Source organism: Caproicibacterium argilliputei (assembly GCF_029211325.2).
Classification (GTDB): domain Bacteria; phylum Bacillota; class Clostridia; order Oscillospirales; family Acutalibacteraceae; genus Caproicibacterium; species Caproicibacterium argilliputei.
Genome location: NZ_CP135996.1, coordinates 1362368 through 1379045, shown reverse-complemented (window position 1 = coordinate 1379045; position 16678 = coordinate 1362368). Strand labels below are relative to the sequence as shown.

18 protein-coding genes are annotated in these 16678 nt (G+C 51.0%); 7 read left to right on the top strand and 11 right to left on the bottom strand.

Annotated features, from left to right (window positions below; genetic code table 11):
• Positions 1-8: 8 nt before the first annotated feature.
• Positions 9-1073 carry a glycosyltransferase family 2 protein gene (locus PXC00_RS06680; protein WP_275846039.1) on the bottom strand — a complete coding sequence of 355 codons (1065 nt, stop codon included), beginning with the start codon at positions 1071-1073 and terminating at the stop codon, positions 9-11.
• A 292-nt stretch (positions 1074-1365) separates the two neighbouring features.
• Here PXC00_RS06680 and PXC00_RS06675 point away from each other — a divergent pair, with 292 nt between their 5' ends.
• The 3 genes from PXC00_RS06675 (at position 1366) to PXC00_RS06665 (ending at position 3780) form a co-directional block, all read left to right on the top strand.
• Entirely contained in the window at positions 1366-2619 is a 1254-nt protein-coding gene (locus tag PXC00_RS06675) for a glycosyltransferase (RefSeq protein WP_275846040.1), read from the top strand.
• 169 nt (positions 2620-2788) lie between these two features.
• Positions 2789-3403 (top strand): DUF421 domain-containing protein, encoded by a 615-nt coding sequence (locus tag PXC00_RS06670; RefSeq protein WP_275846041.1) that lies wholly within the window; start codon positions 2789-2791, stop codon positions 3401-3403.
• Positions 3400-3780, top strand: a complete 381-nt coding sequence (locus tag PXC00_RS06665; protein ID WP_275846042.1) for a DUF4363 family protein — start codon at positions 3400-3402, stop codon at positions 3778-3780. Before PXC00_RS06670 ends, PXC00_RS06665 begins: the two co-directional genes overlap by 4 nt.
• A 55-nt stretch (positions 3781-3835) precedes the next feature.
• Here PXC00_RS06665 and nrdR read toward each other — a convergent pair whose 3' ends face one another.
• The 3 genes from nrdR to PXC00_RS06650 form a co-directional block, all read right to left on the bottom strand.
• The gene (nrdR, locus tag PXC00_RS06660; protein WP_275846043.1) at positions 3836-4315 is read right to left on the bottom strand and encodes a transcriptional regulator NrdR; all 480 of its coding nucleotides are present in this window, start codon (positions 4313-4315) and stop codon (positions 3836-3838) included.
• 62 nt (positions 4316-4377) lie between these two features.
• Positions 4378-5226: a sugar phosphate isomerase/epimerase family protein gene (locus tag PXC00_RS06655; protein ID WP_275846044.1), complete on the bottom strand. Its 849-nt coding sequence runs from the start codon at positions 5224-5226 to the stop codon at positions 4378-4380.
• A gap of 55 nt (positions 5227-5281) precedes the next feature.
• Positions 5282-6262, bottom strand: a complete 981-nt coding sequence (locus tag PXC00_RS06650; RefSeq protein WP_275846045.1) for an asparaginase — start codon at positions 6260-6262, stop codon at positions 5282-5284.
• A gap of 130 nt (positions 6263-6392) precedes the next feature.
• Between PXC00_RS06650 and PXC00_RS06645 the strand changes: the two genes are divergently transcribed.
• Both PXC00_RS06645 and PXC00_RS06640 read left to right on the top strand, forming a co-directional pair.
• Positions 6393-6827 carry a hypothetical protein gene (locus tag PXC00_RS06645; RefSeq protein WP_275846046.1) on the top strand — a complete coding sequence of 145 codons (435 nt, stop codon included), beginning with the start codon at positions 6393-6395 and terminating at the stop codon, positions 6825-6827.
• 106 nt (positions 6828-6933) lie between these two features.
• Positions 6934-8841: an ATP-binding cassette domain-containing protein gene (locus PXC00_RS06640; protein WP_275846047.1), complete on the top strand. Its 1908-nt coding sequence runs from the start codon at positions 6934-6936 to the stop codon at positions 8839-8841.
• Between the two features lie 51 nt (positions 8842-8892).
• Here the strand turns inward: PXC00_RS06640 and PXC00_RS06635 are convergent, their stop codons facing one another.
• Positions 8893-9132 carry an HPr family phosphocarrier protein gene (locus tag PXC00_RS06635; RefSeq protein ID WP_275846048.1) on the bottom strand — a complete coding sequence of 80 codons (240 nt, stop codon included), beginning with the start codon at positions 9130-9132 and terminating at the stop codon, positions 8893-8895.
• Positions 9133-9309: 177 nt separating this feature from the next.
• Between PXC00_RS06635 and mtaB the strand changes: the two genes are divergently transcribed.
• Positions 9310-10593, top strand: coding sequence for a tRNA (N(6)-L-threonylcarbamoyladenosine(37)-C(2))-methylthiotransferase MtaB (mtaB, locus tag PXC00_RS06630; protein WP_275846049.1), 1284 nt, complete (start codon positions 9310-9312; stop codon positions 10591-10593).
• Here the strand turns inward: mtaB and PXC00_RS06625 are convergent, their stop codons facing one another.
• Positions 10594-11892, bottom strand: coding sequence for a glycoside hydrolase family 10 protein (locus PXC00_RS06625; protein WP_275846050.1), 1299 nt, complete (start codon positions 11890-11892; stop codon positions 10594-10596).
• A gap of 82 nt (positions 11893-11974) precedes the next feature.
• Between PXC00_RS06625 and PXC00_RS06620 the strand changes: the two genes are divergently transcribed.
• Positions 11975-12262 (top strand): DUF1294 domain-containing protein, encoded by a 288-nt coding sequence (locus PXC00_RS06620; RefSeq protein WP_275846051.1) that lies wholly within the window; start codon positions 11975-11977, stop codon positions 12260-12262.
• A 48-nt stretch (positions 12263-12310) separates the two neighbouring features.
• On the opposite strand, the gene leuS is transcribed toward PXC00_RS06620, so the two are convergent.
• From leuS to PXC00_RS06595, 5 genes are read right to left on the bottom strand one after another with little or no spacing between them, the layout of a single operon-like run.
• Positions 12311-14722: a leucine--tRNA ligase gene (leuS, locus tag PXC00_RS06615; protein ID WP_275846052.1), complete on the bottom strand. Its 2412-nt coding sequence runs from the start codon at positions 14720-14722 to the stop codon at positions 12311-12313.
• A gap of 36 nt (positions 14723-14758) precedes the next feature.
• Positions 14759-15118 (bottom strand): ribosome silencing factor, encoded by a 360-nt coding sequence (gene rsfS, locus PXC00_RS06610; protein WP_275846053.1) that lies wholly within the window; start codon positions 15116-15118, stop codon positions 14759-14761.
• A 4-nt stretch (positions 15119-15122) separates the two neighbouring features.
• Positions 15123-15704 (bottom strand): bis(5'-nucleosyl)-tetraphosphatase (symmetrical) YqeK, encoded by a 582-nt coding sequence (gene yqeK, locus PXC00_RS06605; RefSeq protein ID WP_275846054.1) that lies wholly within the window; start codon positions 15702-15704, stop codon positions 15123-15125.
• A complete protein-coding gene (nadD, locus tag PXC00_RS06600; RefSeq protein WP_275846055.1) occupies positions 15704-16309 on the bottom strand; it encodes a nicotinate (nicotinamide) nucleotide adenylyltransferase in 606 nt (201 codons plus the stop codon). The genes yqeK and nadD overlap by 1 nt, the downstream gene beginning before the upstream one ends.
• Positions 16310-16366: 57 nt before the next feature.
• The gene (locus tag PXC00_RS06595) at positions 16367-16675 is read right to left on the bottom strand and encodes a YhbY family RNA-binding protein (RefSeq protein ID WP_275846056.1); all 309 of its coding nucleotides are present in this window, start codon (positions 16673-16675) and stop codon (positions 16367-16369) included.
• Positions 16676-16678 lie beyond the last annotated feature (3 nt).

The window sequence follows — 16678 nt, the reverse complement described above, 5'->3', positions numbered from 1 at the left end:
AAAATCTCCTACTGATTCTCGATATTTTTTTGAAGATGCTTTGTATAAAGGCTGTAAAATAAATATGCCTGCTCTACAGAGCCACTTTTGATCACCCGGTGAATCAGCCGGTCGGCAAAGGTTCCGTTCTGAAAGTACGAGCTCTGTGCGGCACGCTGCAGAATCGGGTCCGCCAAAATACCGCGGATTTCTTCTTTTTTGCCGGCGCGATCTTTCAGATTGCCCTTACTGAATACATTCACCAGCGCACTGTGCCCGGCATTGCGCAGATACCACGCCAAATGGCGCGGTTCCAAATCCGCGTAAGCGTGCTGCTCTTTCAGAAATTCCGCTGTCATCGTAAAACAACGCGAAAGTTTCTGCATCTTCTCGGCACGGTATCGCGTGCTCAGGGAATTTCCATTGAACCGATAGTGATAAACCGGTACATCCAGAAACAGGGTTTTTGCCGAATAGAAATGTGCCCGAATGCTGACCGGTAAATCCTCCAGCATGACTTCTTCTTCATTGGGGTACAGCAAGCTGTGCGCAAGAAACCATTCCCGGCGGTACAGGCGACGCCATGCACTCCCCAGCATTTCCACGCTTCGCCACGGCGTGCTGCCGGCATCTGGGCCAAGCAGTTCCTCCAGCATTTTTTGGTTGTCTTCCGCACGGTCGGAAGGGCAGTCGATTGGCAGCGTGCTCAGCCGACTGACACCCGCACTTTCATTTTCCCGCACGAAATTAAAAACTGCCAGATCCGCCGTAGCTGCAGCGGTAGGTTCCACAACAGACGCAAGGGTATTTTCCCCCAGCCAGTCGTCCGCGTCGATAAAAAGCAGGTACTCCCCTTGTGCGCGCTGCGCGCCAAAGTTGCGTGTGTCTCCCAAACCGCCGTGCGGCTTGTCATAAACCGTGATTCGCTGGTCCTGACGCTCCAAGGCATGGGCGGCCTCCAAGGATTTATCCGGTGAGGCATCATTGACCAGCAGCAGTTCAAAGTCCTGAAAGGACTGTGACAGAATACTTTCCACACAGGTTTTCAGGTATTCCTCCGCGTTGTACACGGGTACAATAATTGATAGCTTCAAAATCACAGGCTCCTTCTTCACGTTTTCCGGTATCCACATTTCGGTGTCATTTCACTTTTGAAAATTTCTAACCGTATAGGGCCGCCGGACAAAATGATATTTTCTGCAGTTGAGCAGGCTGCAGATCCTCCTGATTTGTCTATTATACCATTGTGTGACCGTCAATACAACGAAAATTTGCCGGGACAAACGCATTCAACTTGTAAATGTTCGGGAAGTATGCTATCCTGTATGCAGAATTCTGTAATTTTATGCTCGACTTTTAGGAGAGTTAGATATAGGAGGGAAACGGATGCAGGATTGTCTCGTACTGCTGACAAAGGTCTATCCGTTTGATAAAGGCGAGGAATTTATTGAGGATGAAATTCCGATTCTGGCGCAGGCGTTCAGCCAGGTTATCGTCATCGCCACCAGCACAGCGGAAAATGCTGTGCAGACACGTACAGTTCCCGAAAATGTGAAGGTACACCGTATTTCAGCCAAAGACATCCGCCGAAAATTACCGGCAGCCGCCGCAAGTCTGCTGCTTTCGCGCAGCTGTCACGGATTCGCGGGCCGTGAAGAAAAAAAAGCTGCCGGTCGCTCCATGAAAGCCCGGCTTTTCCTGCGCTATTTCATCGCAAAAAGTGAACTGGTTTTTCAGGCAAGCCGCCGGATTCTGCTGCCCTACCACTTAGAATCTTGCGACAGCGTTACCTTTTACGCTTACTGGTTTTATGACGTTGCTGTGGCTGCAAGCCAATTAAAAAAATACTGTACCGCGAAGTCCTGCAAAGCAGTTTGCCGCGCACACGGTTACGATCTTTACAAAGAGCGGCAGTCCAGCGGTTTCCTGCCGCTGCGGCCGTACCTTTTAAAAAGTCTGGACGCCGTCTACCCCTGCAGTCAGAATGGAACGAAGTACATACAGAATCATTGGCCCGGATTTGAGGAAAAAGTGCATACGGCATACTTAGGAACACAGGACTACAGTTTAGGCCCTGCCCCACAGACGGATTCATTCCATATTGTCAGCTGCTGCCACATTGTTCCGCTAAAGCGAGTAAACCTACTGGCGCAGGCACTGTCCCAGCTGCAGGACAGTGGTTTGAACCTAAAATGGACACATATCGGCGGCGGGGACGGATTGGAAGACCTGCGCAGCTATGCGGCGGAGAACCTTTCTTTTATGGATGTGGATTTGCACGGGGCACTGCCCAATGAGCAGCTGATGCAGTTTTACCAGTCTACTCCGGTCAACGTGTTTGTCAACACAAGCAGCAGCGAGGGGCTGCCGGTGTCCATCATGGAGGCGGCTTCCTTTGGAATTCCGGCGATTGCCACCGACGTTGGCGGCACGGGGGAATTGGTCAAATCTGACAGAACTGGCTGGCTGCTGTCGGCAGACTTGACACCGGAAGTGCTGGCTTCAACCATTCTGGAGGCTGCAAAACAGCCTGCTGACACAGCCGCCGCAATGCGGAATCGCTGTCGAACGCTTTGGGAGCAGCAGTTTAACGGCGTCAAAAATTTCACCGCTTTTGCGGAAAAGCTAAAGCCGTTTTAAAGAAAAGAATAGATAAAAGCAGGGCCTGCAAATCCGCAGGGCCTGCTTTTTTATGAAAATGTATGTTTTCATTTTTTGTACAAACACTATCTGACGGTGATGCAGTGTGACAATTTCGTTTATTCGCACCCTGTTGCTATATATCCTGATTATAGCGGCGGTCCGTCTGATGGGGAAACGGCAGATCAGCGAACTGCAGACCAGCGAGCTTGTCGTTACCCTGCTGATTTCCGATATTGCGGCCATTCCTATGCAGGACAGCGGTCAGCCGCTTGTAAGCGGCGTGCTGCCGATTGCCGTTTTGGTGTTCTGCGAACTGTTTGCGTCTTGGTTCATGATGAAAAGCGGCAAGTTCCGAAAAATCATCTGCGGCAAGCCCATTATCATTATTCTGGACGGTGTCATTCAGCAGCAGGAAATGAAAAAGCTGCGCCTGACCACAGAGGATCTGTTCGAGGAACTGCGGGAAAAAGATGTCTTTTCCCTGAAAGATGTTGCTTACGCCATTGTGGAAACCAATGGACGCATCAGCATCATTAAAAAGCCCGACCGAGAGCAGCCAACCGCCGGAATGCTCGGCGTTGCGGTTCCCAGCAGCGGCATCGAAGCTGTTGTGATCAGTGACGGGACGGTCAGCAGAACTTCCCTGCAGCTCTGTGGAAAAAGTCAAAAATGGCTGGAGGGAATTCTGCGGCATGAGCAGGTCAATTTGGCGGATATTTTTTTAATGACCGCCAATACTAAAGGCGAATATCAAATTATTCCGCGGGAGGAAACGCTATGAAACGCATGGCAGCGGCGGTGGTTCTGCTGGCCGCTTCTTTAGGGCTCTGCTTCGCTGGCAGCCACGTTACGGCAAGGTTGACAAATCAGCTTGACGGCACACTTTCCGATGCCCGCACAGCGGCGCTGCAAAATGACCGAAAAACCGCTTACCGGCTGAGTCTGCAGGCAAAAAAGGATTGGGAAAATGCCCATGAAACGCTCTGCACCTTTCAGCCGCACAGCAGGTTGGAATCCGTCGACCAGACTCTGGCAACCCTGCCCGACCTGGCAAAGGCTGAGAATCTGGAGCAGTTTGCAAGCGAATGTGCCCGCGGCGAAGTGTTGGCCAAAAACCTGCGCGAAGGGGAGCTGCCGCTTCTGCAGAATATTCTATAAAACAAAACACAGCCGGTACAGCAGAACACGGAAAAATTCTGCTGTACCGGCTGGTTTAGTGTTTCGATGTCTGCTGGTTCTGCCGCGTCTGAATAATCTCATTTAACTCATCCAAAAACGTGTTGATGTCCTGAAACTGACGATAAACGGATGCAAAGCGCACATACGCCACCTCATCAATGGCTTTGAGCTTTTCCATAGCATATTCTCCGATTTTGGAGGACTCCACTTCCCGGTCCAGAGAATTTTGCAGGTTCGTTTCAATTTCATCTACCAGACGTTCCAGTGTTGCCAGGGAAACCGGACGCTTTTCGCAGGCACGCAACAAACCGCGCAGCAGCTTGCTGCGGTCAAAGGCTTCCCTGGATTTATCTTTTTTAATAACGATAACCGGAACTGTTTCAATCACCTCATAAGTCGTGAAGCGCTTTCCACATTTTAAACATTCCCGTCGGCGGCGAATGCGCTCTCCCTCATCCGTTGGCCGGGAATCAATAACCTTGCTTTCTTCGTGCCCGCAAAAAGGACATTTCATAGCATCACACCTCAAAATTCCGTTTCCGTTGAAAATCCTGCTGGCTTTTGTTAATTATTTAATTATATCATGCTTTCGGAATTTTTTGCAACTGTTTTGCCATCTGCCTGTGTTTGTTTCTGAAAAAGGCGCTGATAACATTCCACTACTTCTCTGGCTTCAACCAATTCCGACTCAGCCCCAAAGCTGGAACGGTAAACTTCAATCATACAATCACCGGAAAAGTGCTGTACGGCGAGCTGCCGCATGAGCTTCGCGTAATCCATGGTTCCGCGGCCAGGCAACAGACACGACTGACCCGGCCGGTTGTCATTAATGTGCACGTGTACCAACTGCTCCCCCATGGCAGCGCAGGTTTCAAATGGGCTGAAGCCTGCCCGCACCGACTGCTTGACGTCCAGAACAAAAGCACAGTCATTTTGCAGATAAGCGCGCATATGCCGCAGAAAGTCCGGTTGGCTGCTGCGAAACAGATTTACATTTTCCTGCGCCGTTGTCACGCCAAAAGTCCGCCCTGCTTCTAAAAGGCGGTGGTAATGTGAAAAGTAACTTTCTTCCGTCATATCCGACACTTTCTCAATCCGCTGCCCGTGCAGCACCAGCAGCTGTGCCCCCAGCAGGCTGGCTGCCTCAAAGTAATGTTTGTAAAACTCCACGGTATCTTCAAAGCGGCGTTCATACCCGGAAAAAAGCAGTAGGCTTTCGTAGCCGGATGTAAAGGGATGTACGCTGCGCGCTGTAGCGCCATACTCATTCAGCATCCGTGCAAGTCCCTTTACATACGTCGGTTCCAACTCTCGAAATGTATTGAAGAAAAACTCAAAGTGCCGAAATCCGAGTTTCAAAAGCTTTTCCAAACCTTTTTCCAGCAGTTCCGGATACAAGCACGCAGTCGAAATGCCAACCTTCATCAGAGATTCCTCCTATGGTTGTTGCTTATGGCAGTGTTATACGTCCTGCAGCAGTCTAACCCCACAGGATGTCATGGTTGATTGTTGTGTAAAACAGTTTTCGTACGCGCTGCGGCTCATGCGTCTGTGCCAAAGCCCACATCAATTTGGTGACGGTGGATTCCAATGTCATATCATAGGTTTCCAGCAGACCGAAGCGCTCTTTTGCCCGATGCCCCACCTGATAAACAGCCATGTCGCTTCCTTCATGCGGCACTTGTGTGGCTACAACAATCGTTTTGCCCGCTTCAGAAAGCTGCGCAAGCGCCTCTCCGTACAGGTCAGGAACACCGCCAACCCCGTAGCTTTCAATAATGAATCCATCGCAGAGCTGCCCCACTGCGGAGAAAGCCGCCGCCGGCAAACCGGGCGTCAGCTTCAAGGCGGAAACACGTGTGTCAAGCGAATCTGAAAATTCCGGTTTGCCTTCCGCAGGGAAATGCATATACTTCACAATGCGCCCATCGCGGATAACTGCCAGCTCCGGAAAGTTAATGCTGGAAAACGCATTGTAGCTTTTCGAGCGGATTTTGCGCGCCCGGGTACCGGCAATTACACGTCCGCCAAACACAATGCATACGCCCGGCTCCCCTGCGCTGGCCCAGCGCAGACTGTCTTCCAGATTGGTTTTGGCATCGGTGACGTCCATATCAATCGGTTTCTGCGAGCCGGTGACCACAATCGGCTTGGCGGAACCGCGAATCAGATAGGAAAGCGCTGCAGCTGTGTACGCCATGGTGTCGGTTCCATGGCAGATGACAAAACCATCATAAGTGTCATAACACGTACGCACCGTATCCGCAATCAAAAGCCAGTGCTGCGGCTGAATATTCGTACTATCCAAGTTGAGCACCTGCCGGGTATCTATTTGGCAAAACGCCTGGGCTTCCGGTACATAAGAAAGCAGTTCTTCCGGTGACAGCTGCGGAACCAGACCGTCGTTCGTTTTTCGCGACGCGATGGTTCCCCCTGTCGCAATTAGCAAAATTCGTTTCATAAAGACCCTTTCGTCTGATATTCGTACCTGAAAATTTTTCAATTCCATTTTATTATAACACAGAAAAAGAAAGCCTGCACGGTTATCCGTCTGCCTGACAGGGCACACTAAGCGCAAAGGGGGATGTGCGATGCACGGCGAAAATACGGAAATTTTAACAGAAGTCTATAAAGCAAGCGAAATGGGCCTTGCGGCGACGGAAATCCTGCTGCCAAAGGTGCAGGATGCCAAAATGCGCAGGCAGATTCAAAGTCAGCGGCAAACCTATGTGTCCACTGCCGGAAAAGCCGCGCGGATGCTGCAAAAGAAAGGCGCGGCACCGGATGCCGGAAAGCGGCCGGTGCAAAAGGCCATGCTTTGGGGCAGCATTCAGATGAACACTCTGGCAGACAGTTCTTCCCAGCATATTGCGGAAATGATGATTCAAGGCACCACCATGGGCATTGTTGACCTGCAGAAGCGGCTCAACGAACTGCCAAAAGCTGACAGTGACTCCCGCCGGATTGCAGAGAATTTTTTAAAAGACCAGCAGCAAACCATCGATGAACTCAAGCATTTGCTGTAAACTTGCTTTTGCCGCTGGGTTTCAGTATAATAAAAAGACAGGTCCGCAGGGTCCTCCCTAAATTCAGAAAATCTGGCGGCAGATTTACATATTGGAGACGAAACGAATGGCATTACTCAGCACCAGCAACTTGGAAAAAAGCTTCGGCACGGATGTGATTTTTCACGGTGTGTCCTTTGAAGTGCAGCAAAACGATCGGATTGGTCTGGTCGGCGTCAACGGTTCCGGTAAAACCACGCTTTTTAAAACACTGACCGGTGAGTACACGCCGGATGCCGGAAATCTTTATCAGGCTAAAAACACCGTTTTGGGATATATGGAACAGCACGTTTGCCGGGACTTAGACCGCACCGCCTATGCGGAGGTTCTCACGGTTTTCACCGATCTGCTCAACATGGAAAAAGAACTGAACGAACTTAACAATGCTGTCACCGCCCAGCCTACCGACGCTTTGATTGAGCGGCAAACCCTGCTGAATGAGCAGTTTGTACAGAGCGGCGGGCTGACGTTTCGTTCCCGTGCGCGTAGTGCGCTGCTCGGCCTTGGCTTCACAGACGAACAGATGGGACAGGTTGTCGGCGTGCTCAGCGGTGGGCAAAAGGCGAAGCTGCAGCTTGCAAAGATGCTGCTTTCCGGCGCCAATCTGCTGCTGCTGGACGAACCAACCAACCACCTGGACATTCAAAGCGTGGAATGGCTTGAGGACTTTCTGCGCGGTTGGAGCGGTGCATTTCTGGTCATTTCCCATGACCGTTACTTTCTGGACCGGCTCTGCAGCCGAATCTTTGAACTGGAAAATGGGCATCTGACAACCTACAAAGGCAGCTATACCGCATTTCAGGAGCAGAAAGAGCTGAACGAACTTTCCGTACAAAGGCAGTATGACAACACCCAGCGCGAAATTAAGCGCATGGAGGATATGGTTACACAGTTTCGCCGCTGGAACCGCGAAAAAAGTATTCGTAAGGCTGAAAGCAAAGAAAAAGCCATTGCCAAGTTGGAAAGCACGTTGGTCACGCCGGAAGCAAAGCAGGCTTCCCTTTCCTTTCAATTTCCAGTGGCGCAGCGCAGCGGCAACGATGTGCTGCAGGCAGAGGGGCTTTCACTTGCGTTTGAAGGACGCACCCTGTTTCACAATGTAGAGATTTCCCTGCACCGCAGTGAGCGCGTTTTCCTACTGGGTCCGAACGGCTGCGGAAAAACCTCACTGTTTAAAACACTACTCGAACAGTACCAGCCTGCTGCGGGAAAAGTACGCTTTGGCGCCAATGTCGACATCGGCTATTACGACCAGCTGCAGACCGGCCTGCATATGGAAAAGCGTGTGATTGATGAAATTTGGGACACATACCCCAAAATGACGGAAACCGAGGTGCGCTCTGCCCTTGCTATTTTTCTGTTCCGCGGGGATGATGTCTTTAAACCGGTTTCAGCGCTTTCCGGCGGAGAGCGTGCCCGTGTGCTGCTGCTCCGTCTGATGCTCAGTCAGGCAAACTTCCTGCTTTTGGACGAGCCGACCAACCATCTGGACATTGCCTCTAGCGAAGCACTGGAAAATGCCCTGCAGAACTATGAGGGAACCCTGTTTATCGTTTCGCATGACCGCTATCTTATCAATAAGCTGGCCGACCGCATTTACTGGCTGACGCCAAACGGCGCGGTTCCTTATGTGGGCAGTTACGATGCATTTCTGGAGCAGCGAAAAGCACAGCAGGCTCTGGCCGAAGCACAAAAGCAGGCAGCAGCGCCAAAAGAAAATGCCTATCAGCAGCGGAAAGCACAGCAGGCTGCTCTGCGAAAACAAAAAGCGCGCCTGCGCCATGTGGAAGACCGGATTGAAGAGCTGGAACAGCAGGCAGAAACCTTGAACACGCAGCTTTCTGACACAGCGGTCGCCAGTGACTATGAAAAAGCATTGGAACTGACACAGCAGCTGGACGATGTACGCCAAGAAAGCGACGCCCTGATGGAAGAGTGGGAAACGCTTTCGCAGCAAACAGTGGAAAATGCCTAGTTGTAAGGAAGCGGGCATCAAAAAAGAGCCTTGCGGCTCTTTCCTTCTTGCTTATTCCTCAGTTTTCGGCTGGAACGCCTTGAGCTTTTCCAGGAAAGCCCCCGCTTTGTCCGCTTCCACCTCAACGGTGACCGGCTGACTCAAATCCAAGCTGAAAACTCCCATAATGGACTTTGCGTCAATCTTGTACTTCGAATTTGTCAGGTTGACTTCAAAATCACATTGGTTGGTCAGGTTGACAAAGTTGCGAACGTCTTCAATGCTTGACAGCATAATTTGAGTAGTATACATTTCCTTTCCCTCCAGATAAATTACTTTTGTTCCGCAAGTTTTCCGCAAAAATGCACTGATTGCGAATGAACGAGAATATCATACAGCAGTTTGACAATGTTTTCAAGTGTCCATTTATGAATAATTTACAAACTTCATCCTGTTTCTTCACATTTGCCAAAGAAAGAAGGATCCCCCATGAAAGTTTCAGCCATAACGCTCGGCTGTAAGGTCAATCAATACGAAACACAAGCCATGCTCAGCCAACTGGAGCACACCGGCTTCACAGTATGCGATGGACCTGCTGATGTGGTTCTCATCAATTCCTGCACGGTTACCGCGCAGAGTGACCACAAAGTCCGCCAGACGCTGCACCGCGCTCGCCGCGATAACCCAACCGCGGTTCTGGTACTGACCGGCTGTATGCCGCAGGCGTTTCCGGAGCAAGCCGCGGCGCTTGCGGACGCAGACATTGTGCTGGGCAACTCCAACCGTGCCGCTTTGACAGAACAGATCCTCCACTATCTTTCCACGCATCAGCGTATTATAGACATTGAACCGCACAGTCAAAAATTTGAATCCATGCAGGTAACAAATTTTCACGAACGTACACGTGCTTTTGTGAAAATTGAGGACGGCTGCAACCGCTTTTGCTCCTACTGCATTATTCCCTACGCACGGGGGCGTGTTCGCTCAAAACCCTTGGCAGACGTGCGCACAGAACTGCAGGCGCTAGGGAAAAACGGGTATCGGGAAATTGTGTTAACCGGCATTAACCTGCCAGCCTATGGGCAGGATCTTGGCTTGACCCTCTGTGACGCCGTGGAGGTCGCCTGCAAAATTCCGGAAATTGCCCGTGTGCGGCTTGGCTCTCTGGAGCCGGAGCAGCTTTCTCCGCCGGTCATTGCCCGCCTTGCGGCTCAAAAAAAACTATGCCCACAGTTTCATCTATCCCTGCAAAGCGGCTGCACCGCCACGCTCAAGCGCATGAACCGTCACTACACGGCAGATGAATACCGCATGATTATTCAGAACTTGTGCGCCGCATTTGACAATGCCGCCATGACAACGGATATTATGGTCGGCTTCGCAGGGGAAACCGAACAGGAGTTTCAGGAAAGCCTGCAGTTTGCCAGAGAGATTGCCTTTGCAAAAGTCCATGTCTTCCCCTATTCCCGCCGCCCCGGAACTCGTGCCGCAGAACTGCCCGGTCAAGTTTCTAAAGCCGAAAAAGAACGCCGCAGCCATTTGATGACTGCGGCAGTAGAAGAAACGCGCGCCCGCTTCCTGCAGCAACAGGTCGGGCGAACGGAACCGGTTCTGTTTGAACGCCGCCGTACATCCGGCGGATTTGAGGGGTATACGCCCAATTATACGCCGGTGCTGACAGAATCCGCAGAAGATCTGTCCGGTCAAATTCTTCCGGTCAAAATCACCGAGGCATCTGCTGATTTCTGCAAAGGCGTTCTTGCAAATTTCTAGTTACTGGAACAATTTCATTACGTTCTGTACTTCCTCCTTTCGATTCTGCGAAATCAAATCATCATAGGCATAAAACATAAAGCCATCGCATTTCTGGGCACGTCCGGTTTGAATCTGCCTGGAAATGATATCGACACTGTTTTTCCAGGAGCCGCTGTCCACATCAGTATCTGTCTTGTAAAGCCCAAGGCCAAAGTACAGCTTGACATTCTTTGCGGTCACAAGGTTTTTCCAAGTCTGCACAGCAGTTTCATAGGGCAGAATGGGGTTGTCATAATTATAATAAAGCTGGGGGCACACATAGTCCACGTATCCCTGTGCCTGGCACCATGCCGCCGCATCCGCGCCGATTTTTCGGTCGTTGCTCAAATTTCCCTGCGGCGAAACCCCGAAAACCGCTTTCGGGCGGTTTTCTTTTACAGCACGGTAGGTGCGCGAGATTAAATCATTGATATTGGCGCAACGCCAGTCTGCAAGGGAAAGCGCTTCCCCTTCTTTTTTGCCGGTGCAGTACGCTTGATAAGAGGCTTTGTCAAACGCTTCCCCTTCGTCCGGATAAAAGTAATCATCAAACTGCACGCCGTCCACTGCGTAATTTTTAACGATTTCCGCAACACCGTCCACAATGTACTGCCGCACGCCCTCCCAGCCAGGGTCTAAATATTTTCCGTCCTTATAGGAAACCGCCCAGTCCTTTTTCGCGGTATCGCTGTGAAAAAGATTCCAGGGATTTTTCTGTGCAAGAATGGACGGCACGCCATTTAGTTGAATCCGCAGGGGATTGACCCATGCATGAAACTGCAGCCCTGCCTTGTGCGTAATTTCCACCATATCTTTCAGCGGATCGTAACCGGGATTGACTCCCTGCGTGTTACCCGTCAGACTGGACCACGGAAAGTATTTGGACGGATACATCGCATCGCCGAATGCACGCACATGCACAATCAGGGCATTCATTCCCTTAGCCTTTGCATTCTGCACGATTTGCGTGTATTTTTTGATAAATGCCGCTTCACTTTTATCTGTTTCTCCGCGCATATCCAGTGTGAGGTACGGCACCCAGACCGCGCGCATCTCATTGGCTGACGCAGTAGTGGGCACGGTCTGTGACGCCGCAGTCTTTGCTGCTGCAGATGTGGATGCAGACGCGTCGGCTGTACCGGAAACCTGGCTGGAAATCGCAGCAGCCGGTTTTTCACCGCTGTCCAGCCGATTCACCGCCATGGTAAGCAATACGACGGCAGCCAGCATCAGCACTGCAAAACTCTGTCGGTGTCTGTGGAAAAATGTAATGACCATGTTTTCATCCCCTGTCCATTGTCTTCCTGTATTTTTAGCTCTACGTTCATTATAGAAAACAAGGAAGGAGAAAAAGCGCAAAATGTCATTTTTCTGGAAAATTTCAGTGTGCTATTTTGCCGGAATCAGCCTGCTTTCGGTTTGGCTAACGGTACATGACAAACGCGCGGCTGTCTGCAGGCGGCGACGAACACCCGAACGCACCCTGCTTCTGTTTGCGGCACTCGGTGGCAGTGTGGCCATGTACCTCACCATGCGGTGCATTCGTCACAAAACCAAGCACGCCAAGTTCATGGTGGGGATTCCCGCTCTTATATTTTTACAGATTTTACTTGCCGCGGCTGTTTGGTACTTGAGAAACAGCACATAAAAAGAACCGGTTCCCTAGCAGAAGCAGAGAACCAGTTCTTTTTTAGTTTCATCCCTTCACGACCAGATTGACTAGTTTTCCGGGAACGTAAATTTCTTTTACAAGAGTTTTGTCTGCGATTTCCGCAGCAATTTTTTCATTCGCCTTCGCAGCAGAAAGCACTACCGCCTTCTCACTCTGCGCAGGCAGCGAAATACGCGCACGGACCTTTCCATTTACCTGCACCACAATCTGCGCCGTCGCATCGACACACTTTGCTTCCTCATAAGCAGGCCATGTTTGCTGACACGCCATGCCGCTGCCAAACTGCTGCAGCGCCCATACCTCTTCTGTCACGTGCGGAGCAAATGGGTTCAGCAGCAGCGTAAAGATCCGCAGTTCCTCTTTTGTGACAGCACCGGTGGCGGCAACCTCGTTGAGCAGGGACATCAAGGCGGCAATCGCTGTATTAAACTTCAGATTTTCAATATCCTCGCTGACTTTTTTAATGGTTTTATGGAACGCACTTTCCAGCTCCGGGCGAATCTGCTCTTTTGCTGTCAGAATATCCTGCAGGGCAAAGTAACGCTCAATAAAGCGACGGCAGCCGCGCATACTGGACGTATTCCACGGAGCAGCTTTCTCAAAGTCGCCGATAAACATTTCATACAGACGAAGCGTGTCGGCGCCGTACTCCCGAACCACATCATCCGGATTCACCACATTGCCGCGAGATTTGCTCATTTTTTCGCCGTTTTCGCCAAGAATCATACCATGGCTTGTCCGCTTGGCGTAAGGTTCCGGTGTCGGCACCTCACCGATATCGTACAGGAATTTGTGCCAGAAACGGCTGTACAGCAAATGCAGGGTCGTATGCTCCATGCCGCCGTTGTACCAATCCACCGGCAGCCAGTAGTCCAGTGCTTCTTTGCTTGCAAATGCCTTGTCGTTGTGCGGATCGGTGTAGCGCAGGAAGTACCAGGAGGAGCCTGCCCACTGCGGCATGGTGTCTGTTTCCCGTTTCGCAGGGCCGCCGCAGTGCGGGCAGATGGTATTTACCCAGTCTGTCATTTTTGCAAGCGGAGACTCGCCGTCGTCTGTAGGCTCATAGCTTTTTACTTCAGGCAGGCGCAGCGGCAGCTGGTCCTCCGGCAGCGGCACATAGCCGCATTTTTCACAGTGCACGATTGGAATCGGTTCGCCCCAGTAACGCTGGCGGGCAAAGACCCAGTCACGCAGTTTATAGTTTATTTTTTTATGACCAAAGTCTTTCTCCTCTATATATGCTTTGATTTTCACCTTGGCTTCTTCCACGGTCAAGCCGTCTAAAAAGCCGGAGTTCACCATCACACCGGACGCGCAGTCGGTAAAGGCTTCTTTTTCCACATTGCCGCCCTTGACGACTTCAATCACCGGCAATTGGAATTTGTGTGCAAACTCCCAGTCGCGTGTGTCGTGTGCCGGTACTGCCATAATGGCGCCGGTACCGTACGTCATCAGCACATAGTCAGAAATAAAAATCGGAATCTGTTTGCCATTTACCGGATTTACCGCACAGACACCGTCCAGACGGACACCGGTTTTTTCCTTGGCAACTTCGGCACGCTCAAATTCGCTTTTGCGCGCGGCCTTTGCCTGATAATCGCGAACTTCCGCCAAATTGGAAAGCTGGTCTGCCCAGCGCTCAATGTAAGGATGCTCCGGGGCGATTACCATATAGGTAGCGCCAAAAAGGGTGTCGGGGCGCGTGGTGTAAACGGTCAGCGCATCCCCCGCCGTTGTCTGAAAGTCCACCTCAGCGCCCTCACTGCGTCCAATCCAGTTTTTCTGCTGTGCTTTTACTCGTTCGGGATAGTCGACTTCATCCAAACCGTCAATCAGCTTCTGTGCATAGTCCGTAATCTTCAGCATCCACTGGCTTTTCTCTTTGTGAATGACCGGGCTGCCGCAGCGCTCGCAGACACCCTCCACCACTTCTTCATTTGCCAGCACGCATTTGCAGCCGGTGCACCAGTTAACGTTCATTTCCTTTTTGTAGGCAAGGCCTTTTTTGAAAAGCTGCAGAAAAATCCACTGTGTCCATTTGTAGTAATCCGGATCAGTGGTGTTGATTTCGCGGCTCCAGTCAAAGGAAATTCCCAAGCTCTGAATCTGCTCTTTAAAATGTGCGATGTTTTTCTTTGTCACCTGTGCCGGGTGCACGTGGTTCTTAATAGCATAGTTTTCCGTTGGCAGACCAAAGGCATCCCAACCGATTGGGTACAGAACATTATACCCCTGCAGGCGGCGTTTGCGAGCCACAATATCCAGCGCAGTATACGGGCGCGGATGGCCCACATGCAGCCCCTGACCCGATGGATACGGAAACTCCACCAAAGCAAAGTACTTCGGTTTTTTACTGTTGTTTTCCGCGTGAAAGACGCCGGCCTTTTCCCAGGCATTCTGCCACTTTTTTTCGATTGCATTATGGTCGTATTTCATGCTCTAACCCTCTATTCCTAAAAACTTCCCGAATATTTATTCCTCTGTCAGCAGCGCAGAGATATCTATGGCTTCCCCATCCTGCCACATACGGTCTAAATCGTAAAATTCGCGTGCCTCTTTGGTAAAGACATGAACAATCACGGTGCCGTAGTCCAGCAGAATCCAGGAATTGCTGCGGTAGCCCTCCGTATGGTTCGGGGCGGTACCTGCTTCTTTCAGCTGAAATTCCACCTCATCTGCCAGCGCCTTCACATGGGTGCTGCTGGTGCCGGTGGCCAGGACGAAATAATCCGCCAAACTGGAAACCTGCGTGATGCCAATTAACTTCAGAGCCTTTGCTTTTTTTTGATCAAGAATTTTCACGGCCTTTACAGCCAGTTCTTTCGGTTCCATGCAATCAGCCTTTCTTCGTTGTAATCATTTCCAGGGAACATTCATTGTATGCCGCCAGAGTATCCGGATGAATCGGCACACCATCTTTCGCCAGACTTTCAATGGTATAGGCAAGCTCTGCGTGCATGACTTTTTCCAAGCTTTCCTTTGCCATTTTGCGGAACTGCTTTACGCCGCTGTATGTGCGGTCTGCCGAAATGAAGTCAGCGGTAAAAATAATTTTATCCATCAGCGTCATGTGCGCACGCCCGGTTGTGTGGTACCGAACCGCATCCAGCACCTCAGGGTCGCTGATTCCCAGCACGCGGTGCAGATAAGCCGCACCCAGCATGGCGTGCCATAACTTTGGCGCGTGCAGTTCCACTTCTGTGAGCGTCACGCCATATTCACGCATCCGGCCAAGCTGCTCATCATGCGGAATATCTTTCATGATATCATGCAGGATGCCCGCAAGCTGCGCTTTGTCTTCATCCGCACCATACTGCCGGGCCAACTCACAGGCAGCTTCACTCACACATACGGAATGGTGAAAACGGTAATCCCCCAGTAAAGGGCGAATAATTCTTCTGTACTCTGTAATATCCATCAATCAGGCTCCCCATACAAAGAATGCTGTGCGATGTAAGACTCCACCGCAGGCGGTACCAGTGTGTGCACCGTCTGCTTTTCCCGCACTGCCCGGCGCACCTGTGTGGAAGACACCGGCAGGTAGGAAACATCCCGCACCAATGCTTCTCCGCCTGCCTGCCGGATTTTCACAGCATAAGCAAGCATCTGCGCAAGACCGGATGTGCTGCGCGGCGCGGCACAGATGGTCGCCGAACGCAAAATGCGGATGGGGTCATACCATGACAAAAGCGTCATAAACATATCCTCGCCCGTCAAAAAGTAAAGCCTTGCCTTCGGGTAAAGCGCTGACAGCTGTTCCAGTGTGTCTGCAGTGTAGCTGGGAGACTCTCGGCGTATTTCTAAATCACTGACACGCCAGCCAAACGGTTTGACCGCCAGCCGGCACATTGCAAGCCTGTCCTCTTCGCAGGCAAGCTCTTTTGCCTGCTTATGCGGGGGAACGCGAGTGGGAACCAACAGAACACGCTGCGCCCCGGTGATTTTTTCAAAAGAGGCAGCCAAATGCAGGTGTCCGTTGTGAATCGGATTGAACGTACCGCCATACACCAATATTTTATCCATTGCGTCCCTCCCGTTTCCCGAAATTTTAAGACAAACTGCTATACAAATTCTATTGTATTACTTTTTTGACGCTTTGGGAAGAGTGATTTTCGGTTCTTTTTGGTTTTTTCTGTATAAAACAAAGCGGGAACCAATGACCTGCACCACTTCAGAACAAGTTTCTTGCGCCAAAGTTTCAGCCGCTTCGCGGGAGGAAACCGGGCAGGTCTCCGGCAGAACACGGCCTTTTATCAGCTCCCGCTTTTCTAAAGCGGTGTCTGCCTGATGTGCGATGTCAGAAGAAAGGCCACCCTTGCCCACCATCAAAATGGTATCCAGAGAGTTGGAAAGGCTGCGCAGATAAGCGCGCTGTTTGCTTGTAAGCATAAA

What these genes read in the sequence shown, in the direction of transcription:
- nadD (WP_275846055.1), bottom strand. Translation starts at nt 16,309, where the DNA reads ATGGATAAAATATTGGTGTATGGCGGTACGTTCAATCCGATTCACAAC.
- PXC00_RS06665 (WP_275846042.1), top strand. Translation starts at nt 3,400, where the DNA reads ATGAAACGCATGGCAGCGGCGGTGGTTCTGCTGGCCGCTTCTTTAGGG.
- PXC00_RS06620 (WP_275846051.1), top strand. Translation starts at nt 11,975, where the DNA reads ATGTCATTTTTCTGGAAAATTTCAGTGTGCTATTTTGCCGGAATCAGC.
- nrdR (WP_275846043.1), bottom strand. Translation starts at nt 4,315, where the DNA reads ATGAAATGTCCTTTTTGCGGGCACGAAGAAAGCAAGGTTATTGATTCC.
- PXC00_RS06675 (WP_275846040.1), top strand. Translation starts at nt 1,366, where the DNA reads ATGCAGGATTGTCTCGTACTGCTGACAAAGGTCTATCCGTTTGATAAA.
- leuS (WP_275846052.1), bottom strand. Translation starts at nt 14,722, where the DNA reads ATGAAATACGACCATAATGCAATCGAAAAAAAGTGGCAGAATGCCTGG.
- PXC00_RS06595 (WP_275846056.1), bottom strand. Translation starts at nt 16,675, where the DNA reads ATGCTTACAAGCAAACAGCGCGCTTATCTGCGCAGCCTTTCCAACTCT.
- mtaB (WP_275846049.1), top strand. Translation starts at nt 9,310, where the DNA reads ATGAAAGTTTCAGCCATAACGCTCGGCTGTAAGGTCAATCAATACGAA.
- PXC00_RS06655 (WP_275846044.1), bottom strand. Translation starts at nt 5,226, where the DNA reads ATGAAGGTTGGCATTTCGACTGCGTGCTTGTATCCGGAACTGCTGGAA.
- PXC00_RS06670 (WP_275846041.1), top strand. Translation starts at nt 2,789, where the DNA reads ATGGGGAAACGGCAGATCAGCGAACTGCAGACCAGCGAGCTTGTCGTT.
- PXC00_RS06640 (WP_275846047.1), top strand. Translation starts at nt 6,934, where the DNA reads ATGGCATTACTCAGCACCAGCAACTTGGAAAAAAGCTTCGGCACGGAT.
- PXC00_RS06635 (WP_275846048.1), bottom strand. Translation starts at nt 9,132, where the DNA reads ATGTATACTACTCAAATTATGCTGTCAAGCATTGAAGACGTTCGCAAC.
- PXC00_RS06625 (WP_275846050.1), bottom strand. Translation starts at nt 11,892, where the DNA reads ATGGTCATTACATTTTTCCACAGACACCGACAGAGTTTTGCAGTGCTG.
- rsfS (WP_275846053.1), bottom strand. Translation starts at nt 15,118, where the DNA reads ATGGAACCGAAAGAACTGGCTGTAAAGGCCGTGAAAATTCTTGATCAA.
- yqeK (WP_275846054.1), bottom strand. Translation starts at nt 15,704, where the DNA reads ATGGATATTACAGAGTACAGAAGAATTATTCGCCCTTTACTGGGGGAT.
- PXC00_RS06645 (WP_275846046.1), top strand. Translation starts at nt 6,393, where the DNA reads ATGCACGGCGAAAATACGGAAATTTTAACAGAAGTCTATAAAGCAAGC.
- PXC00_RS06650 (WP_275846045.1), bottom strand. Translation starts at nt 6,262, where the DNA reads ATGAAACGAATTTTGCTAATTGCGACAGGGGGAACCATCGCGTCGCGA.